17 protein-coding genes and 1 rRNA gene are annotated in these 21,123 nt (G+C 41.4%); 3 read left to right on the plus strand and 15 right to left on the minus strand.

The window, feature by feature from the left end; all coding sequences use genetic code 11:
• From O3626_RS08860 to O3626_RS08885, 6 genes are all read right to left on the minus strand, one after another.
• Positions 1–204: ribosomal RNA gene (locus O3626_RS08860) — 16S ribosomal RNA — on the minus strand; the annotation flags it as partial.
• A 251-nt stretch (positions 205–455) separates the two neighbouring features.
• Positions 456–1,382, minus strand: a complete 927-nt coding sequence (locus O3626_RS08865; protein ID WP_003010296.1) for an ATP-binding cassette domain-containing protein — start codon at positions 1,380–1,382, stop codon at positions 456–458.
• Positions 1,383–1,392: 10 nt separating this feature from the next.
• Complete coding sequence (locus O3626_RS08870) at positions 1,393–2,460, minus strand: ABC transporter ATP-binding protein (protein WP_003004369.1); 1,068 nt, start codon at positions 2,458–2,460, stop codon at positions 1,393–1,395.
• 11 nt (positions 2,461–2,471) lie between these two features.
• Positions 2,472–3,398 carry an oligopeptide ABC transporter permease OppC gene (gene oppC, locus O3626_RS08875; protein ID WP_049488657.1) on the minus strand — a complete coding sequence of 309 codons (927 nt, stop codon included), beginning with the start codon at positions 3,396–3,398 and terminating at the stop codon, positions 2,472–2,474.
• On the minus strand, positions 3,398–4,897 hold the full coding sequence (locus O3626_RS08880) for an ABC transporter permease (protein WP_021154493.1): 1,500 nt from the start codon (positions 4,895–4,897) through the stop codon (positions 3,398–3,400). Before O3626_RS08880 ends, oppC begins: the two co-directional genes overlap by 1 nt.
• Before the next feature lie 73 nt (positions 4,898–4,970).
• Entirely contained in the window at positions 4,971–6,956 is a 1,986-nt protein-coding gene (locus O3626_RS08885) for a peptide ABC transporter substrate-binding protein (protein WP_061590699.1), read from the minus strand.
• 205 nt (positions 6,957–7,161) lie between these two features.
• Here O3626_RS08885 and O3626_RS08890 point away from each other — a divergent pair, with 205 nt between their 5' ends.
• A complete protein-coding gene (locus tag O3626_RS08890) occupies positions 7,162–8,403 on the plus strand; it encodes a serine hydrolase (RefSeq protein WP_371496467.1) in 1,242 nt (413 codons plus the stop codon).
• A 56-nt stretch (positions 8,404–8,459) separates the two neighbouring features.
• On the opposite strand, the gene sufB is transcribed toward O3626_RS08890, so the two are convergent.
• The 9 genes from sufB to O3626_RS08935 all read right to left on the minus strand — a co-directional run bounded on the left by sufB (position 8,460) and on the right by O3626_RS08935 (position 18,676).
• The gene (gene sufB, locus O3626_RS08895; protein ID WP_003010279.1) at positions 8,460–9,872 is read right to left on the minus strand and encodes a Fe-S cluster assembly protein SufB; all 1,413 of its coding nucleotides are present in this window, start codon (positions 9,870–9,872) and stop codon (positions 8,460–8,462) included.
• A 32-nt stretch (positions 9,873–9,904) separates the two neighbouring features.
• On the minus strand, positions 9,905–10,339 hold the full coding sequence (gene sufU / locus O3626_RS08900; RefSeq protein WP_371496469.1) for a Fe-S cluster assembly sulfur transfer protein SufU: 435 nt from the start codon (positions 10,337–10,339) through the stop codon (positions 9,905–9,907).
• A complete protein-coding gene (locus O3626_RS08905; RefSeq protein ID WP_371496471.1) occupies positions 10,326–11,552 on the minus strand; it encodes a cysteine desulfurase in 1,227 nt (408 codons plus the stop codon). Before O3626_RS08905 ends, sufU begins: the two co-directional genes overlap by 14 nt.
• A 9-nt stretch (positions 11,553–11,561) precedes the next feature.
• On the minus strand, positions 11,562–12,824 hold the full coding sequence (gene sufD / locus O3626_RS08910) for a Fe-S cluster assembly protein SufD (RefSeq protein WP_049485794.1): 1,263 nt from the start codon (positions 12,822–12,824) through the stop codon (positions 11,562–11,564).
• 66 nt (positions 12,825–12,890) lie between these two features.
• Positions 12,891–13,661: a Fe-S cluster assembly ATPase SufC gene (sufC, locus tag O3626_RS08915; RefSeq protein WP_003004238.1), complete on the minus strand. Its 771-nt coding sequence runs from the start codon at positions 13,659–13,661 to the stop codon at positions 12,891–12,893.
• Between the two features lie 135 nt (positions 13,662–13,796).
• Positions 13,797–14,954 carry a glycosyltransferase family 4 protein gene (locus O3626_RS08920; protein WP_023919310.1) on the minus strand — a complete coding sequence of 386 codons (1,158 nt, stop codon included), beginning with the start codon at positions 14,952–14,954 and terminating at the stop codon, positions 13,797–13,799.
• The gene (gene mecA / locus O3626_RS08925; RefSeq protein WP_003004768.1) at positions 14,951–15,688 is read right to left on the minus strand and encodes an adaptor protein MecA; all 738 of its coding nucleotides are present in this window, start codon (positions 15,686–15,688) and stop codon (positions 14,951–14,953) included. The genes O3626_RS08920 and mecA overlap by 4 nt, the downstream gene beginning before the upstream one ends.
• A 135-nt stretch (positions 15,689–15,823) precedes the next feature.
• The gene (locus O3626_RS08930; RefSeq protein ID WP_254733163.1) at positions 15,824–16,660 is read right to left on the minus strand and encodes an undecaprenyl-diphosphate phosphatase; all 837 of its coding nucleotides are present in this window, start codon (positions 16,658–16,660) and stop codon (positions 15,824–15,826) included.
• A 108-nt stretch (positions 16,661–16,768) separates the two neighbouring features.
• Positions 16,769–18,676, minus strand: coding sequence for a DUF2207 domain-containing protein (locus O3626_RS08935; RefSeq protein ID WP_371496474.1), 1,908 nt, complete (start codon positions 18,674–18,676; stop codon positions 16,769–16,771).
• A 117-nt stretch (positions 18,677–18,793) separates the two neighbouring features.
• Between O3626_RS08935 and O3626_RS08940 the strand changes: the two genes are divergently transcribed.
• Together O3626_RS08940 and O3626_RS08945 are read left to right on the plus strand one after the other, a co-directional pair.
• Positions 18,794–20,356, plus strand: a complete 1,563-nt coding sequence (locus O3626_RS08940; protein WP_315377520.1) for an ABC transporter substrate-binding protein/permease — start codon at positions 18,794–18,796, stop codon at positions 20,354–20,356.
• Entirely contained in the window at positions 20,356–21,096 is a 741-nt protein-coding gene (locus tag O3626_RS08945) for an amino acid ABC transporter ATP-binding protein (protein ID WP_049498720.1), read from the plus strand. Before O3626_RS08940 ends, O3626_RS08945 begins: the two co-directional genes overlap by 1 nt.
• Positions 21,097–21,123: the final 27 nt, after the last annotated feature.

Genomic DNA, 21,123 nt, shown 5'->3' on the forward strand with positions numbered 1-21,123 from the left:
CAAATGTCATGCAACATCTACTGTTATGCGGTATTAGCTATCGTTTCCAATAGTTATCCCCCGCTACCAGGCAGGTTACCTACGCGTTACTCACCCGTTCGCAACTCATCCGCTCGGTGCAAGCACCAAGCTTCAGCGTTCTACTTGCATGTATTAGGCACGCCGCCAGCGTTCATCCTGAGCCAGGATCAAACTCTCATTAAAATAATTGTTTGTCTTAAACTCATTCTGTCACTGACAGATTTATTGTTTTTTTATTGTTCAGTTACTATAACCTTAGTTATAGTGCCCTGCACATTGGTTCGTCTTGTTCAGTTTTCAAAGGTCTTTGTCGCTCTCGCGCGACAACTATATTAGTATATCATGACCTACCCTTACTGTCAACACTTTTTTAAAAAATTTTTTATTTTTTTGAAAGTTTTTTTGAAATAAAGAAAATAGAGAGGATATCCTCTCTATTTATATTCTTGTCTGTATTTGTTTTCTTCAGCTTTGTTAGCCCATACATAATGACCTGGTTTAATTTCAACCATTTGTGGTTTATCTTCAGAGTAATCATGTTGTTCTGGATCGTAGATTTTTAGAACTTTTTTACGTTCTAGAATTGGATCTGGAATTGGGACCGCTGAAAGTAGGGATTGTGTGTACGGATGGATTGGGTGGTTAAATAGCTCTTCAGTTTCTGCTACTTCTACAATAACCCCTTTATAGATAACTGCAATACGGTCAGAAATGAAGCGCACAACTGACAAGTCATGGGCGATAAAGAGATAGGTCAAGCCTAATTCTCTTTGGAATTTTTTCAACAGGTTCAAGACCTGTGCACGTACTGAAACGTCAAGGGCTGAGATTGGTTCATCCGCAATGACAAATTCTGGTTCCATAACAAGTGCACGGGCAATACCGATCCGTTGACGTTGACCACCTGAGAATTCGTGAGGGTAGCGTGTCAAATGTTCTGCAAGAAGCCCAACTTCATGCATAATATTTTTTACTTTTTCCTGACGTTCTTCTTCACTGTTGAACAAATGGTGGTTGATCAAACCTTCAGAGATAATATAATCAACTGTTGCACGTTCATTCAAACTTGCTGCTGGGTCTTGGAAGATCATTTGAATCTTACGGATCAACTCTGATTTTTCACTGTGAGAGTTTTTTCCGTTGATCTTGCGACCGTCATAAATAATTTCTCCAGCACTTGTATCATTCAGACCGATGATCGCACGTCCAATTGTTGTCTTCCCACTTCCTGATTCACCAACAAGAGAGAACGTTTCTCCCTTATTAATGAAGAAGTTGGCGTTCTTTACAGCAACGAATTTTTTACTTCCTTCACCGAAGGAAATTTCTAAATCTTTAATTTCAACTAATTTTTCAGTCATTTCCTTCCTCCTATTCTGTAATGTGAGTGAAGCCCATTTTTGAGCCAATCTTTTCGTGAAGGTTTTCGATTACTTCTGGTTTATGAACTGTTGGTGCATCTGGATGGAGCAACCATGTCTTAGCCCAGTGAGTATCGGTTACTTTGAAAGCAGGTGCCTCTTCTTCAAAATCAATTTGCATCGCATAGTCTGAACGAAGTGCGAAGGCATCTCCTTTAATTGGAGCATACAATGATGGTGGAGTCCCTGGAATAGAGTAAAGATCACCATCTGAGGTTGACAATTGAGGCAAGCTTGAAAGCAAGCTCCATGTGTATGGATGTTTTGGATCGTAGAAAATTTCTTCTACTTTACCAAACTCAACAATTTCTCCAGCATACATAACGGCTACTTTATCTGCAATACTTGCAACCACACCTAAGTCGTGGGTGATAAAGATAACTGTAAATTGGTATTCTTTTTGAAGGGATTTCAACAAATCAATGATTTGCGCTTGAATGGTTACGTCAAGGGCTGTTGTTGGTTCGTCACAGATTAAGATATCTGGACGGCAGGCCAAGGCGATGGCAATAACGATCCGTTGACGCATCCCACCTGAATATTGGAATGGATACTCATCAAAACGACGTTCAGCATCTGGAATTCCAACTTTCTCCATATAGTCCAAAGCCATTTCTTTGGCTTCTTTAGCTGTTTTCCCTTGGTGTTTGATAATGACTTCTGTAATTTGTGAACCAATTGTGTTGATTGGATCCAAACTTGTCATTGGGTCTTGGAAAATTGTAGCGATCTTAGATCCACGAATATTTTCCCAATCTTTATTCGATTTCAAATCTGTCAATTCTTGACCACGGTATTTAATCGAACCTTGGGCAATACGGCCATTATCTTCTAACATTCCGGTGAACGTCTTTGTCAAAACTGATTTCCCTGAACCTGACTCACCAACCAAGGCAAGCACTTCACCTTCTACTAGCTCAAGCGATACGCCACGAATAGCTGTCAGTACGCGATCGCGCACGTCAAATTCCACTACGATATCTTGAGCAGATAAAATAATATTGTTATTTGATGTCATATCTACTCCTCCTATCTATGTGTACGTGGGTCGCTGGCATCGGCCAAGTTTTGTCCGACGATAAAGAATGACAAGGATACTAAAATCAAAACAGTAAGCGGAATCCAGAATAGGTAGGCATTTGTAGTTACGTTTTGAGAATAGTCAGAAATCAACCGTCCTAAACTTGGAACTGTAATTGGAAGACCCAGTCCGAAGAAGGAAAGGAAGGCTTCGTAAGAAATAAAGCTTGGAAGCAACTGTGATGTTTGTGTCACGATAACAGATACCAATTGAGGTAAAATATTTTTCGTAACAATTTTCATTGTTGGTGTTCCTAATGTTCGGCTGGCAAGGTTGTACTCCAAATCACGGTAACGCATGATTTGGACACGAATGGTATAAGCAATTCCGATCCATCCTGTTAAGGACATGGCAAGAATCAAGTTCCAGAAACCAGATCCCATTGAGTAAGTCAAGACGATAACGATCAACATAAATGGAATGTTTGAAATAACGTTATAAACTTCCATCATGATACGGTCGATAGATTTTGAGATCCCCCAAATTCCACCAACGATAACTCCGACTACCACGTTAATAACAGTGGCGATGAAGGAAATGATAATTGAATTCCGAGCACCAAACCAAACTCCATCAAAGAGGGATTTACCGTTATTATCTGTACCAAAGAAAGCTTTGGCACTTGGTGGATTCAAACGTGCTGAAAAGTCATTTACCTTACTTACGTCGTTGTAATCAAAATTTGAAAACATCGGGTAGACAAAACTCATCAAGAGAATCCCAATCAAAATAGCAAGCATAATGATCGTGGTTCTTTTTTTCAAGAATTGTCTGAATACAGATTTCCAGTATGAATACGCTGGAGCATCGATTACTTCAGAGGCAAAGTCATCGCGTTTTACAAACTGAAATTTATTTTTATCGATTGTAGCCATTATTTGCCTCCTTTCGTATTCGTTAATTTAATTCGTGGATCAAGCACTGTCATCAAGATATCACCTAACATGGCAGCAAAGATACCAAGTGATGTGAAGATGAAGACAAGTCCGATGACCATGGTGTTGTTTGATGCTTTAATAGAGTCAATCAACATTTTACCCATACCTGGGAAAGCGAAGACTGTTTCAGTAAGTGTCGCACCTGAGATAACTCCAATGATAGAACCTGGAATACCAGATACCAATGGAACCATCGCATTTTTGAAGATGTGTTTTCTCGAGATCTCACGTTCTGACAATCCTTTTGAACGAGCAAAACGGACGAAATCTTGCGAATGGATATCGATCATGTAACGACGAATCCAAACTGCGATAAATGGCGCACTCAACAAACCAAGAATCAGAGACGGCAATACATATGAACGCCAGTCCTGTGCTCCAAGTACTGGGAATGAGTCTGGAAGTCCAACAAATGAACCTGCTAGACGCACAATGTAAACAAGGGCAATAGTTGGAAGAGACATCATAAATGTCAAGGTTGCTGTTGAGATGCTATCAAACCATGAGTTCTTGAACAGAGCCATGTAAGACCCTAATGGGATCGCAATCAAGTAAGCAATCGCAATACCAATCAAACCAATGATTGAAGAAGATGCAATCATGGATGGATTCTCATAGTTGCTCAACGTTGCTGTATAAGCGTCCCCTTTACCAAATCGACTGATGTCTTGTGAGTCTGCCTTACTTGGTGATTTGTAGGTACGTGAGTAGATATCAATTGAAGATGTCTTTTTACCTGTCGGGAAGTTCACTTCACTCTTCTTAGTCGTTCCTTGTCCTTGTGTAATAACTTGAAGAACTGGGGTATTAGAATAAGTTGGATATGAATTTCCAAGGTTTAAGGTCACAAAGTTTTGGTGTACATATGGGAATTGACCATTAAAGTACAAGAGGTATTTGTGTTTCGTACCAGAACCTACAACTGACCAACCAATAGATGGATCATTTTCAATACGGATATAGCGTTTGAGGTTTGGATTTGAGGCATCTTTCACCCAACCTGGATGATCAAACTGAATCAAATTTGCATAGAAGCTGATGACACGTTCAAAAACCGGAATTTCACGCACCGCATAAAAAGACTTACTTTCTGGGAAACGTTTCAACTGCCAACCATGACCTAATTTGTTAATGTATTCTTTATAGATCTTTTCATTAGCAGTAGTCGCATCAACTGTTACAGAAGAATCTTCTTTACTTGCTTTTTGTTGCAAGCTCTTTGAATCCATGTATTCCAAATAACCCATGCGATCATAGACTGTATTTTCGTAGTTGATCTTCGAATCTTTTGTCTTCGCTACTTTATTGTAGTTGGGGTCATTTTTAAAGATGAGATTTCTCGGTGTTAGCGTATAGATAATCATGTAGGTTAATGTCGTGACGAGAAAGATCGACACTAACGAACGCAAAATACGCATAAAAACATATTTTTTCATATTTCATTCCTTTAATGTCCAAAAGAACTTTCTCCCCTAGAAGAGAAAGTTCTAATGAAAATCAATAATTTAATTATTTAACGTGTTTTTCAAGATCTTGTTGAGCTTTTTTGTTTGACTCAGCTTTTTCTTTTTGCCATTTCTTAAGGGCTTCATCGTATTGTTTCTTAGTAACCGGCTCATCTTGAACTTCAACGTATTTCAAGTATGTTGAACCTTTGTTACCTGTTTGTGATGATGGTTCAGAGAATGGAACTACCTTAGAAACAACTGTTGCAGCACCTGTACTTGACATCGTTGGAATAACAATCGCACTATCTGTCAACCAAGCTTGAGCTGCTGCGTATTTTTCATAACGTTTCACAACATCTTGTGTTTCGTTGTTTGCATCGTCAAGAAGTTTTGCAAACTCATCCAAACCTACAGCTTTTGCTGATGGGTTATCTACACCACCTGCAAAACCAAGGTAAACTTTTGTTTGGTCCTCAGAAGCTGGTTGAAGAGTATCAAGGTAAGTTGATGGATCATCATAGTCTGGGTTCCATCCTACCATTCCTTGAAGATCCCAGTCTGCGTCTGCAGCTGATGGCACATTCAAAGTAATATTCAACACTTCGTCTGAGTCCATCATTTGAAGATCAAGAACGACATTGTCTTTACCAAGAGTATCTTCCACAGTTTGTTTCAGAGATTGCATCCGTGAAACAAAGTTTGTAGAATTTTGTGCTACCGGTACATCAATATGAATTGGGAATTGAACACCATCTTTTTGAAGTTCAGCTTTGGCTTTTTCAAGTTGTGCTTTCGCTTTATCTTTGTTGTAAAGACCATCTTGACCATCTGCAAGGTTGATACCCTTCCATTGGTCTCCATAAGTAGTCAACTTATCTGCAACTACATTTCCGAAGTCTTTTCCATCTACTTGTACGAACGCAGGTGCAACATATGTATTACGGATAGCTGGTTTAGCAAATTCTTTACCATTGACTTGTGCTGAGTAGCTTTCACGGTTCAAGGCAAAAGTGACGGCCTGACGGAAATCTTTGTTCAAAATTGCTTTCTTAGTAGAAGATTTTTCAGCATCGGATTTCTTTGCAGTGTGTTTGTAAGATTGACGATCAAGGTTAAAGCCAAGAACTGCTACACCTGATCCTGCTGGTGTAGTAAAGATATCGTCTTTATATTTTTTCTCTACAGTTGCAAAGTTTGAACTTGCAGGGAAAAGGCGAGCTTTTGTATAAGCACCATCAGAGAATCCACGTGCCAATGAATCTTGGTCTGATCCATCGTAATAAGTATATTTTACTTCTTTCAGGTGAACGTTTTTCTTATCCCAGTAGTTGTCATTCTTTTCAAATACAACAGATGATTTTGAAGTGATTGATTTAAGAAGGAAAGGTCCGTTTGCAAGGATTGACTTCACATCGTTTGGTTGACCAAAATCATCTCCCTTACTCTTCAAGAACTCTGTGCTTATTGGGAACAAAATTCCGTTAGTCGTTTTAGAGTTCCAGAAAGTTTCAGGTTTGTTCAATGTGTATTGAAGTGTGTAATCATCAACCGCTTTGACACCAACTTGGCTGAAGTCTGTAGTTTTTCCTTGCACATAATCATCCAAGCCTTTGATTGAGCCTTGAACTAGTGGAAGTTCTTCTGATTTTTTATCAGCAGCGTGTTTCAAACCAGTCACGAAGTCTTTGGCAGTCACTTCGCCGTGTTCTTCACCATCCGCATCATACCATTTGACACCTTTACGAATCTTGTAGGTATAAGTCAAACCGTCTTTAGAAACAGACCAGTCTTCCGCAAGTGAAGGTACAAGGTTACCGTATTTATCATTTTCTAACAAACCGTCTACCACATTTGTAGTGATGTCATGGGTAGCAGCTTTAGAAGAAATTGTATAGTCCAAAGTTGTTGGATCTGAAGTGTAGACATAACCATAGTTTTTGTCTTCGCCTGAGCTTGCTTTACTAGTATTAGAACCAGAACATGCAGCTAACAATCCAGCTGCAAGGAGTGTTACTCCGGCAACTGCGAATACTTTACCTTTTTTCATAGGAATTCTCCAATAGTTTTTTTAGATTTGTTTAAGATTATATCACAAGTAGAAAAAAAAGTAAACTAAATTTTCTGAATATTTGCTTCAACACCAGCCAAAAACCTTGCTATGATTGACTTTTTAGCCTAATTGATGATTTTACGATTTTCCATTGATCATTTGTATGATACAATAGAGAGGACTAAGCAACGAGGAAACAACTGTGAAAAAATTCTTTCTTTCTTTTTTTACCTTCATGCTGCTGTTATGCAGTTTACCTTATCAAGTCGTTCTAGCAGATGATCTGGATCTTCCTGCTCAAAGCGCTATTGCTGTTGAAGCTGATACAGGTAAAATCTTATATGAAAAGGATTCAGAGAAAAAGCGAGATGTGGGGGGACTATCTACACTCTTGACCACTTATCTGATTTTCGAAGCCATTCATGAAAAAAAACTTTCTCTAAAAGATCCTATCAAATTGTCTGAGAAAGCTCTGGCCTTAAATGATATCGAAGGTGCTGGTACTCTTCCTATGGAAGCGAACCAATATACAGTTGAACAGTTATTGACTGCTCTTTTAGTTGGAAATTCTAGCACTGCTGCCTTGGCCTTAGCTGAGAAAGTGGGGGGCTCCGAAAAAAGCTTCGTTGAAAAAATGAAGCAAAAACTTGCTGAATGGGGCATTCAATCTCCTCATTTAATCAATGCTACCGGGTTAAATACTCAAACCATCAGCGGAGATTCCGACGGGAAAGAAGACGAAAATCAATTGAGTGCTTATGATATTGCTGTTATTGCCAAGCACTTACTCCAGGATTTTCCTGAAGTGACCAAATATACTTCAAAGCCCACTGCTCTTTTTTCAAACACGCAGATTGAAAACCCCAACCTGATGCTAGAAGGCATGCCAAATTACCGTTCGGGCGTTGACGGCCTTCGGGTCAGCAACTCTACCAAAGGAGGCATCACCTTTGCTGCATCGACGACGCAAAATGGCATCCATATGATCACAGTTGTCCTAGGAGTGGAGGCAGTTGACGGTGATCCATATGCACGCTTTGTGGCTACTTCTTCTCTGATGAACTACGTGGTACGAACCTTTGTTTCTTCCATTGTCGTCAAAGAAGGAGATCCCTACGGAAAAAGTAAGGCAACTGTCATGGATGGGAAATCCGAGACTGTTTTAGCTGTTGCAAAAAAAGACTTCTATATCGTCGAAAAGCAAGGCAGTCAAGCGGAACCAAAAATTCAATTCAAAAGTAACCAAGAATCATTCCGAGCACCTGTCAAATCAGGCACAAGTCTTGGAAAATTACACTACACTGATCCAGATAAAATCGGACGTGGCTACTTAGAAGATCAAGAACCAACAGTCGATATGGTAGCAGGAAGAACCATTGAGAAAAGCTTTTTCTTAAAGGTTTGGTGGAATGAATTTGTTCGTTATGTCAACGAAAAATTATAAGTAAAAAAATCACAATGGAGTCAAATCCATTGTGATTTTTGATTGATGAAAATGAATTATCCTACAGATCCTTCCATTTCGTAGCTAATGAGTCGGTTTAACTCAACGGCGTATTCCATTGGAAGTTCTTTTGTAAAGGGCTCTACAAATCCCATGACAATCATTTCTGTCGCTTCTGATTCAGACAAACCACGACTCATCAAATAATAAAGTTGTTCTTCTGAAATTTTTGAAACCTTGGCCTCGTGCTCCAAAGCAACTTGTGAGTTGTGGATTTCATTAAATGGAATCGTGTCTGATGCAGATAAATCATCCATGATAATAGTGTCACACTCAATGTGAGAAACTGATTTCTTAGAGTTCTTGTTGAAAGTCACTTGTCCACGGTAGTCTACCTTTCCGCCACCCTTCGCGATGGATTTGGATACGATAGACGAGCTAGTGTGAGGGGCATTGTGGATCATCTTGGCACCTGTATCTTGGTGTTGACCTGCATTCGCAAAGGCAATGGACAACATGGTCCCACGCGCTCCTTCTCCATCCAGATAAACAGATGGGTACTTCATGGTTGTCTTGGCTCCTAAGTTCCCGTCGATCCACTCAACTGTGGCATCTTTTTGAGCTTTGGCCCGCTTGGTGACCAAGTTGTAGACATTGTCAGACCAGTTTTGGATGGTCGTGTAACGCATATAAGCTCCATCCAAGGCAAAGATCTCAACAATTGCAGCATGCAAGCTATTGCTTGAATAGGTCGGTGCTGTACAGCCTTCTACGTAGTGAACGCTTGCTCCCTCATCCACGATAATCAAGGTACGCTCAAACTGACCTGTATTTTCATTGTTGATACGGAAGTAAGTTTGAAGGGGAACATCTACTTTTACGCCTTTTGGTACATAAATGAAGGTTCCACCAGACCAGACTGCTGAGTTGAGGGCAGCCAATTTGTTATCCGTTGGTGGTACTAACTTCGCAAAATACTGTTTGAAAAGGTCTGGGTATTCTTTTAGGGCAGAATCCGTATCGGTAAAGATAATCCCCAACTTTTCAAACTCTTCTTTCATATTGTGGTAAACCACTTCTGATTCATACTGAGCAGAAGCCCCCGCTAAGTAAGCACGTTCCGCTTCAGGAATCCCGATACGCTCAAAGGTTTCCTTGATTTTCTCTGGAACTTCGTCCCATGAACGGGCAGGTTTATCCGAAGGTTTTTGATAATAGATCAAATCATCAAAGTCAATTTCTGATAGATCGGCTCCCCAGGTTTGCATGGGCATCTTTTTGAAGGTTTCAAAAGATTTCAAACGGAATTCGAGCATCCATTCTGGTTCATTTTTTGCTGCAGACAATTCACGAATAACCGCTTCATTCAATCCCTTCCCGGTAGAGAGAATGGGTTGAACGTCATCGTGAAATCCAAATTTATATTCACCGAGATCAATTGGTTTCGGTTCGACTCTTTCTTCAGCCATAATTTCCTTTCTTTCTCTGTTTCTTCTTTTAATTATTTGCTACGTTCGATCGCTTTTTTGAGAGCATTCCAGGAGAGGGTCGCACATTTAATCCGCTGTGGGAATTTTGAGACTCCAGATAAGAAGGCTGCATCTCCCAACTCCTCTTGCCGAGGATCTGATTGGCCTTGGACCATTTCTGAAAAGACCTGTGCCAATTCTTCAACTTCCTCTTTTGTTTTTCCCATTACAGCATCCGTCATCATACTAGCTGAAGCGGTTGAGATCGTACAGCCTGAATTCACAAAGGAAATATCTTCCACCCTGTCATTCTCATCAAATTTCACACTTAACTGGATCACATCTCCACAAGTTGGATTGTTGAGTTGGATCTGATCAACATCTTCAATCTGTCCTTGGTGGTGGGGGTGTTTTGAATGGTCAGCTACGACCGCCATGTACAGCGAATCTAATTTAGAAAGTGCCATTGAAAAACTCCTTTGCTTTGATCAATGCCTCAATTAATTTATCACAGTCCGCTTTGGTGTTGTAGAGATAAAAACTTGCTCTCGTTGTCGCTGGGACTTGTAGGTATTGAAGGAGCGGTTGTGCACAGTGGTGACCTGCACGAACAGCAATCCCTTCATAATCTAATGCTGTTGCTAAGTCATGCGGATGGAGATCTCCTAGATTGAAGGAAATGACGCCAGAACGTTGGGCTAAGTCTTGGGAACCATAGATGGTCAAGCCTTCGATAGCCTGTAATTTTGGAAACACATAGGCAATCAATTCTTGCTCATGCGCTTCTACCTGGTCCATCCCCAGCTCTTCTAAGTAATCGATCGCTGCACCAAGACCAATTGCGCCCGCCATATTAGGTGTTCCAGCTTCAAATTTCCAAGGCAATTCCTTCCAAGAGGCAGATTGCTCGTAAACAAAGTCAATCATCTCGCCCCCAAACTCGATCGGAGACATTTGCTCTAAGATTTCTTCTTTCCCATAGAGGACACCAATCCCTGTTGGTGCAGCCATCTTGTGGCCAGAAAAAGCAAAGAAATCCGCATCTAAGTCTTGTACATCAATGGCCATATGAGGGGTTGATTGAGCCCCGTCTACAACCATGATCGCTCCAACTTCATGAGCTAATCGAGCAATTTCCTTGATCGGATTGACCACCCCTAAGACATTCGAAGCATGGGTGATGGAGACAAATTTTGTCTTCTCACTAAGCTTGCTCTTTAAGTCCTGCATATCCAGTAAGCCATCTTTTAGATAGACATAGACCAGTTTCGCTCCCGTCTTCTTGCAGGCTTGCTGCCAAGGAATGATGTTGGAGTGATGTTCCATGATGGAAATTAGGACTTCATCCCCTTCCTTTAGGACTTCTTCTGCATAGCGGGCTACCCAGTTGAGTCCAGTCGTTGTCCCTCTTGTAAAGAGCACTTCCTTGGTTGATGAAGCATTGATAAATTTTCTGACTTTCTCACGCGCTGCCTCATAGGCTGCTGTCGCTCGTTCAGCCAAAGTATGGACTCCACGATGAACATTGGCGTTATCTTGCAAATAATAGTGATTAACTGCTTCAAGAACACGTTTAGGTTTTTGCGTCGTCGCTGCATTATCTAGATAAACCAAAGGCTCATCGTGAACTAGTTGATCGAGAATGGGAAAATCTTGAGCAATCGTATTTTTATCTAGCATTGTTTCTCCTTAGCGTTGAGATAACTTTTCTTCAATGGTGGCAATCATTTCATCACGTACTTCTTTAACTGGGATTTCAACAATAACAGATCCCAAGAAACCACGCACCACTAATCGTTCCGCTGTGTGTTGATCCAGACCACGACTCATGAGGTAATACATGTCTTCTGGGTCCACTTGACCGATCGATGCAGCATGGCCTGCTGTGACATCATTTTCATCAATCAAAAGGATTGGATTGGCATCTGAACGCGCTTGATCCGATAACATCAAGACACGGCTTTCTTGCTGAGCATCTGCTCCTTTAGCCCCCTTGATAATATGACCAATTCCGTTGAAGGTCAAGGTTCCTTTTTCAAGAATAACCCCGTGTTGCAAGATATTTCCGATCGAGTTGCAACCAAAGTTGGTCACGCGGGTGTCAATTCCTTGAACCTGACGACCGCTTGATAAAGCAACGACTTTCAAATCTGCATGACTTCCGTTTCCAACCAAGTCACTGTCAAAGTCTGCAACCACGTTACCTTCGTTCATAACACCGATAGCCCAATCAATGCTGGCATCCTGACCTAGTTTCCCACGTCGACTGATGTAGGCTGTGACATTTTCACCCAGACGGTCAATCGCCGCAAATTTCACTTGGGCACCTGAGCGGGCAATCACCTCAACCGTCACATTAGCAGTTGCTGTTGCTGAGCCATCACCTTTTGATTCTAGGCGTTCCAAATAGCTGAACTTGCTGTTTTTGCCTGCAATAATCAAAATGTGTTTATTGAAAGGTACATCACTGTCGCTATCCTGGTAGAAAATGCCTTCGATTGGTTCTGAAATTTCGACGTTATCTGGAATATAGAGGACAGCCCCACTATTAAAATAAGCTGTGTGGTATGCTGCTAGTTTATCATCATCGTATTTAACCGAAGACATAAAGTAGTCTTCTACCACCTGCGGAATTTCTTCTAGGGCAGAATGGAAATCTGTAAAAAGGACTCCTTGGTCTGCCAAGGCTTGTGGCACCTGTTCAAAAACAGTCTGAGTTCCAACTTGGACCAATTTTAAGTTTGAATCGAGGGCTGTAAAATCGGGAACATTGGCAGAAGCCTCACTTTCTGTGATCGTCCCATCCCCAAGATTCCAGCGGTGGAATTTGACGCGTTCAATGGCTGGCAATTCCAACTGATCGATCTTGTCAAAAGCTTTTTTTCGTAAATCTTGCAGCCAGCTTGGCTCAGCATGCAATTCCGAAAAGAGGGTAATATTTTCAATACTCATTTTTTTCTCCTAATAAAGATACTATCTGTTTGATTTTATGACAACATTAGATCACTTGTCATCAGGTTATAGTTCTTCTTTATAGTCGTAACCGAGTTCTTCTGCAAGTTGTGCATAGCCTTCACGTTCCAAGCGTGCAGCCAATTCTGGCCCACCTGAAAGCACAACACGGCCTTCCATCATCACATGAACGACGTCAGGAGTAATATAGTTCAACAAACGTTGGTAGTGGGTGATGATCATCGCTCCAAAACCTTCACCCCGCATTGCATTAACCCCTTTAGATACGACCTTAAGAGCATCAATATCCAAACCAGAGTCAATTTCGTCCAAAAGGGCAAATGTTGGTTCCAACATCAACAATTGAAGGATTTCATTGCGTTTTTTCTCACCACCTGAAAAGCCTTCATTCAAATAGCGTTCTGCCATTTCTTCTTTCATGTTGAGCAGTTCCATCTTTTCATCCAATTTTTTGATGAAATCACGAATAGAGATCTTCTCGTCCTCTTCTTTACCAGCATTCATGGCTGCACGTAAAAATTCTGCATTCGTAATTCCTGGGATTTCTGAAGGGTATTGCATGGCAAGGAACAAGCCCATCCGTGCACGTTCGTCTACTTCCAATTCCAAGATGTTGACACCATCAAACAGAATCTCCCCTTTGGTTACTTCATAATTTGGGTTTCCCATAATGGCAGCTGACAGAGTAGATTTCCCTGTTCCGTTTGGTCCCATGATGGCTGCGATCTCACCAGTTTTTAGGGTCAGGTTTACACCTTTTAAAATTTCTTTGCCTTCAATTTCAACGTGAAGGTCTTTAATTTCTAATGTCGACATTGCATTCCCTTTCTTTTTACTTTGAAGTCTGGAAGGTTTCTCAAAGCAAAGATTCCTTCATCACAAAGTATTTTTTTACCTTTCAAGTATATCAAAAAAAAGCCTAAATGGCTTTTCTTTTGATTAGAACTATTCTTATTTAGTTTTTTCTTTTCGTTTTTGACGAACTTCCTCCCGATAGGAAGAATTCCCTATATAGCGCAGAACATTTAACAAAGGACTATGATGTGGCCCCAGAACCCCAATCAATTCTGCTAACAACTCTACCCCAAACAAGAGCCCGATCACAAGTAGGACGCCCCCAATGCGACTCGAGATGTTGAGCAAGAGAGAAATCAAGGAGAAAATCATCGAGATTCCATAGATCACCAATACAGTTCCCCGATGTGTCAAGCCCAGAGACAGAAGTCGGTGGTGCAAGTGATTGCGATCCGGTTTATAGAATTTTTGACCAGACAGGGTCCGACGGATAATGGCTAAAAAGGTATCTGTAATCGGTACACCAAGGATAATCATTGGGGTGACTACTGCAACAGCTGTCGCATTTTTCAAACCTTGCAAGGACAAAACAGAAATCATGAATCCGATAAACAAGGCACCGGTGTCTCCCAAATAGAGAATAGCTGGATGGTAGTTAAAGGGAAAGAAACCTGCGATGGACGCAACCAAGACAAAGATCGTCATGGTCAGAAAGAGATTGGGTACTGGTAGAAAGAAATAGGACACAATCCCCATTGTTACTAGGGAAATAATAGAGACTCCACTCACCAATCCATCTAATCCATCAATCAGATTGACCGCATTGGTAATAGCAACAATCCAAATCACTGTCAAAAGATAAGAAAGCCATGGTTCAAAATGAAGTAAGGGCCCACCGAACGGAATCTTAAAATCATTTAGACGAAAATCTGTCAAAAACCAGACCAGACTCGCTGCCAGCAGGATGCCGATCATCTTTTTCTTGGCAGACAACTCTTTTACATCATCGATCAAGCCTGTGAGAGCGATAATCCATCCTGCGCCCACGACCGGCAAGGTATAAGATAGGTAACTTTTGATTGGTGCGGTAGTGGATGTCAGCATAGGAATAAACACAAGAGTCGCAATTGAAAAAGCAATCACAATAGACAGTCCACCCGCGCTTGGCATGGGCTTGGTATTGATCCGACGCGCATTCGGATAATCTACGGCATCAATCTTAAAGGAGAATAGGCGAACCAAGGGCGTCAATACCAAGGCAATCATAAAAGTTCCAATCAGCACCAGAACAAATTGCAAGGAAAAGGACATCATAAGCTAGCAACTTTCTTCAAATTCTCAATCGCACCAGACACCATTAATAAATGACCATGTTCCTGCAGAACGGCCCGTGTCACTTCTGAATCATCCGCATACTCCCGAATGATAGCAAGTAACCAGGTTGGATATTGATTTGGTTGATCCTCTGTATCGATCAAGACAGTTAAATAATAATCAGACCCCATTTTGTATAATTCAGAAGTATCCACTGGAAAGCTGACCGTTTTTGAAAAGGCAACTGCTTGTTGGATATTTGAAAAACGCAAAATGTAATAAATATACTGACTTACTGGTGCTTCAGATGTAGGATCTTGTTCTTGATTGTCCCGCAACTCTTCTTGTTCCAAATGGTGGATAGCTTCTGCATCCCCTTTTGTCTTATCAGAGATTGTTTTTTCCAAGGTTTTGATAAATTCATCTGGCGTCATGCGTGACAACTCTTCCATATCAGGAAGATCTGACAAATCCTCAAAATCCAATTGTTGGTCAATTTTTGATTTGGTAACAAAAACATCCAGTTTATCTGGTTTTGGTGTCACACGAAAACTCAGCATCCCGCTATCCAGGAAGCTTTCTGGCATTTCGAGCTCATCCAAAATAGCGTAGAAAAATTCTTCTGTTTTTTCTTGTGGGACAAGGAAATCAGCAATTTCCATCCCACGTTCTTCTAAGTCTTCTAGTTGGATCGTGATCTTAATTGTTGAATCACTAATTTGCTTCATCTTCATAGCATAACCTCATACTTCTAGTCTTACTATTATACTAAAAAAATGGATAGAATTCAAAAAAAGGATGCATAGAAAAGAGGTCAGGACAAAAGTCTCCAACCTCAATAAACAATTTGATCGAGTTCAACCGTTCTCTTAGAAAATAACACGGAAGAGGCCATACAATAACAAGATGGAACCAAGAACAATACGGTATTTCCCAAAGACGGTGAAATCATGATTTTTCACATAATCTGTCAAGAAGCGGATGGCGTACATGCTGACTACGAATGCCACTCCCATCGCTACCAGTAGAATAAAAAGTTGCCCTAGTGCAAGTGAATGCCCGCCAAGAGCGAATTTCCCAACCTTTAAGAGACTAGCCCCAAACATAGCCGGGATACCCAGATAAAAGGTAAACTCTGTCACCACTGGACGGCTAACACCATTGATCAAGCCCCCTACAATCGTAGCACCTGAACGGCTTGTACCTGGAAATAGCGATAAGACTTGGAAAAGTCCGATATAAAGAGCTGTTCGATAAGGTAACTTATGCAACTCTGTCACTGCAGGTTCGACCTGTTCCCGTCTTTCCAAATAGATAAAGGCAATCCCGTAGGTAATCAACATAATTGCAACGGAAATCGAATTGTGGAAATGCGCCTCAAACCAATCATCTAATTTAAAAACAAAGACAAGCGGGAGGGTTGCAACTGCAACTTTTGCCCATAACTGCCAGGTCCGACGCACTTCTACTGCTGATTTCCCTGGTTTAAACGGATATAATTTATCAAAATAAATTACCACAACCGCTAGGATCGCACCCAATTGGATCACAACATTGAACATCTCCATAAAGGCTGGATCTTGGTTTTTAAACTGCACAAAATCCTGTAGTAGAATCAAGTGACCTGTACTTGAGATCGGTAGCCATTCTGTAATCCCCTCGACAATCCCAAAAAGGATCGCTTTGATTAATTCGATCAGAAACATCTTTTTCTCCTAAACTTACATTTGCTCTATTATATCATAAATCTATGGACCGGACCAGGCCTTCCAAACTAGAAGGGTAAGAGAGACTAAGACCATTCTTAGTGCTGCTTAGAAGGCACCAAAGCCTCCTCCGCCTCCTCCGCCAGAGAAGCCTCCTCCACTACCAGAAGAAACTGTGAAATGACTAGCTGTCGATGCTGTCGATCCATAAGTAGACATGGCATGACTTGAGTGGGTCACATCATGATAGAATGGGGTGTAAACGAAAGCATTTAAGGCTTGATTTTCTAACTGAATATTCCGAAGTTTCATGACCTTTGTGACCTGATCGGCTACACCATACAAGGCCGCATAGACCAATAAGCGGTTCCATAGGACAAGAGACTGCAACTCTGCATCGTTGAGGTGAGCAATCTCTTTTAACATCCGACCAAAACTATCCCAGTAATAGCGTTGCTCAGCACCCGCAAGATTGACAACCCCATCTCGTAAGCATGCTTTAAAGACACCATTGAAGCGCACTGGCATAAACCAAAGTATGAGGATCCCTATCAAACAAGGAACCGAGAACCAACCCATCCCAAAGATGGCAAAGATTTCTGCTCCAAGGGCGATAAACCAAGCAGCCCAACCAAAGAAGAGGCTTCGTCTAGCTTGCGCTTCTTCATTTGCCTCTAAAGGGCGATAGTAGCTTGGCAAATGGAGATCTTCCACCTTGCGATGAACATCTCTGGCTACCTGGTTGACAGCCGTATCAAAGTGAGCCTGAGCCCTACTTCCTAGCGAACGAATAGCATCTTGATCTGCTTTTTTGGCATGTTTGTATACGTCATCACTAAATTCATAATTCTTAAAGATATCTTTAACGGTACAGGAAACCTGATCCCCAAAAGCCATATTCATAAAAGAGCGTTCAAAATCATCCACATGTCCATGAGACTTCCTGGTCAAAACGACTTCATTTCCTTGTTGCTCGTAGACAATCACTCCACGATCCATCAAATCTAGCAATGTAGCTTGAAGCATTTTTTCAAATGTGAATACTGGCGGAGTTGCCTTCTCTTTATTGGTCGGGGAGGCCTCGTCTAATTCAGCTGAATAAACAACCGAACTCATGACAAGAGGTGCAATATCCTGTGGAATTTCATAAAGACGAGTATCGGTCGGATAGGTCACACCAGGCCAAATCATTTTTTTGAACCGATTGTGACCCAAGAGAGAAAGAAGCCAGAGTGCAATAAATAAGGCTGGTAAGATCCAGTTCCAAAACATGCGTGTCCAGTATTTTTCCTGTTCAATTTTAGCTTGGTTCTTGTGAAATTCATCCAATTTGGTCAATCCTGTATTTCGACCAGAATCATACAAAGTAGTTAGGTCTGACTTCAACCAGTAACCATACAACTCCACAGCCTTTCCTTTGCCTAGGTTATAGAAAGTAGCAGAATAGATTCCATCTTCTTTTTTTACAGTCACATCTGGTCCCATAAAGGCTGTATGGATATACAGTTCCGATTGGGCATTGGCTGGTGCGAACTTAGGAATGACACGAAATTGAACTTCATCCACCTTCTGATCGCCATCTGTGATTGGTTTCCAGTTTAACTGCAAGATATCCTTGTGTGAATAAAGAAGATTTTTTAATTTCCATGTGACTTTAATTTTGACTGTATCTGTCGCCACACCACTGTTATAAATTTTCACTCGGTAGCCATCACCTAGATTCGTAATCTCGGGTTCTCTTTGAAGATCACGGCCTTCCACCTCAACCTTTGGCGGCATCTCAATTGCGAAGCCTTGTGGCATATTCCCCGCCGTTCCTAGACTAACATACTGCCCTCTGTATGAATCTTTGAAATAATAGACCAACTCCTCCTCATAGGTGGCATCGTCCCAGGTATCCAAGGTCAAGGTTCCACCATAGTACAATACATCATAAGAGGGGCTAGATGCATGGACGTTCTGACTGACAAAAAGGCAGGCCAGAAAGGCGAAAAAAACATACAAATACTTTTTCATTTGATCACGCTCCTTTGTATTATTATAGCATTTTTTAAATAAAAAGAGGAGCATGCTTGAAATGCAACCTATTTTACCGTACAATAGGAAGAGTTAAAATAAGGAAGAGGAGAAAAAATGAAAAAAACATTATTCGCGCTCTTAACAGGGCTTTTCATTTGCCTAGGTATCACACAGGTTGCTCATGCAGATGACTATTTACGAATCGGAATGGAAGCGGCCTACGCTCCCTTTAACTGGACACAGGAAGATGATTCAAATGGAGCCGTGAAGATTGATGGTACCAACCAATATGCCAATGGGTACGATGTCCAAATCGCCAAAAAAGTTGCTGAGGATTTAGGTAAAAAACCTTTGATCGTGAAAACATCTTGGAACGGTTTAATTCCAGCACTCACATCTGGTAAAATCGATATGATTATCGCCGGGATGAGTCCCACTGCTGAACGTAAAAAAGAGGTCGCCTTCTCTAATAGCTACTATACCAGCGAGCCGGTCATGCTGGTCCGCAAAGACGGAAACTATGCGAATGCCACTAGTCTAGATGACTTTAAAGATGCAAAGGTTACCTCTCAACAAGGGGTCTACCTCTACTCTCTTATCTCCCAACTCAAGGGTGCAAAACAAGAAACCGCCATGGGAGACTTTGCCCAAATGCGTCAAGCGCTTGAATCCGGCGTCATCGATGCTTATGTTTCCGAACGACCAGAAGCCCTAACCGCTGAGTCCGCTAATTCAAAATTTAAGATGATCCAATTCAAAAAAGGATTTGAAGTTGGAGAAGAAGATGCGACCATCGCTATCGGGATGAAGAAGGGTGATACTAGACTTGACCAAGTCAATGCCGCACTAGCTAAGATTTCGTCTGAAGACCAAGTCAAACTCATGGATGATATGATTAAGAAGCAACCAGCTTCCAGTGATGCTAGTGATGATAAGCAGACATTCTTTAGCCAAATGATGAAGATTTTAAAGGATAATGGCCCACAGTTCTTACGGGGAACTGGAATGACCCTCTTAATCTCTATGACTGGAACTATCGCTGGGTTGATTATCGGTTTGTTAATCGGTGTCTTCCGAACAGCTCCGAAGGCTAAAAATAAATTCCTTGCTGGATGTCAAACTGCCTTTGGTTGGTTCCTCAATGTCTACATTGAAATCTTCCGTGGAACTCCGATGATCGTTCAATCCATGGTCATTTTCTATGGTTCCGCCCAAGCCTTCAACATTTCCTTGGATCGTACCTGGGCCGCCATCTTTATCGTATCAATCAATACCGGAGCTTATATGAGTGAGATTGTTCGTGGTGGGATCTTAGCAGTGGATCCAGGTCAGTTTGAAGCAGCGACTGCTCTAGGAATGACCCATGGACAAACCATGCGCAAGGTCGTCCTTCCACAGGTTGTTCGCAATATCTTGCCAGCAACAGGGAATGAATTTGTTATTAACATCAAGGATACATCTGTTTTAAATGTTATCTCTGTAGTTGAACTGTACTTTACAGGAAATACGGTCGCAACTCAAAATTACCAATACTTCCCAACCTTTACGATCATCGCTGTGATTTACTTCGTTCTCACCTTTACTATCACACGAATCCTTCGCTACATCGAACGTCGCTTAGATTCTGATACTTATACTACAGGTGCAAATCAAATGCAAGTCAATGAGGTGAAATAATGTCAGAAAAAATTCTTGAAATTCAACATTTAAAAAAATCTTATGGTCAAAATGAGGTTTTGAAAGATATTTCGCTCACGGTTGAAAAAGGAGAGGTGATCTCCATCATCGGGAGCTCAGGTAGCGGAAAATCAACCTTTCTTCGCTCCATCAATCTTCTAGAGACTCCTACTGCTGGAGAGATTCTCTATCGTGGGCAAAATGTTCTTGATCCTGAGTATGATCTTACCCACTACCGCGAGAAATTGGGAATGGTTTTCCAAAGCTTTAATCTTTTTGAAAATTTAAATGTCTTGGAAAATACCATTGTGGCACAAACGACCGTCCTCAAGCGTGATCGTGAAACCGCAGAAAAAGTTGCCAAAGAAAACCTTGAAAAAGTCGGTATGGGATCTCAATATTGGGCTGCCCGTCCGAAACAACTTTCAGGAGGCCAAAAACAACGGGTTGCTATCGCGCGTGCCCTTTCCATGGATCCTGATGCCATCCTCTTTGATGAACCAACTTCCGCCCTGGACCCTGAAATGGTTGGGGAAGTTTTGAAAATCATGCAGGACCTCGCTAAAGAAGGTTTGACCATGATCGTCGTAACCCACGAAATGGAATTTGCCCGCGATGTCTCTAGTCGTGTCATCTTCATGGACAAGGGGGTCATTGCTGAGCAGGGAGATCCAAAAGAAATCTTTAGTAATCCCAAAGAAGAACGGACCAAGGAATTCCTTCAACGCTTCTTACACTAATCTCTTGAAACAGTTTGCTTACCAATA

The sequence above is a fragment of the Streptococcus sp. 20925_1_77 genome, assembly GCF_041432125.1.
In the GTDB taxonomy this organism is placed as follows: Bacteria; Bacillota; Bacilli; order Lactobacillales; family Streptococcaceae; genus Streptococcus.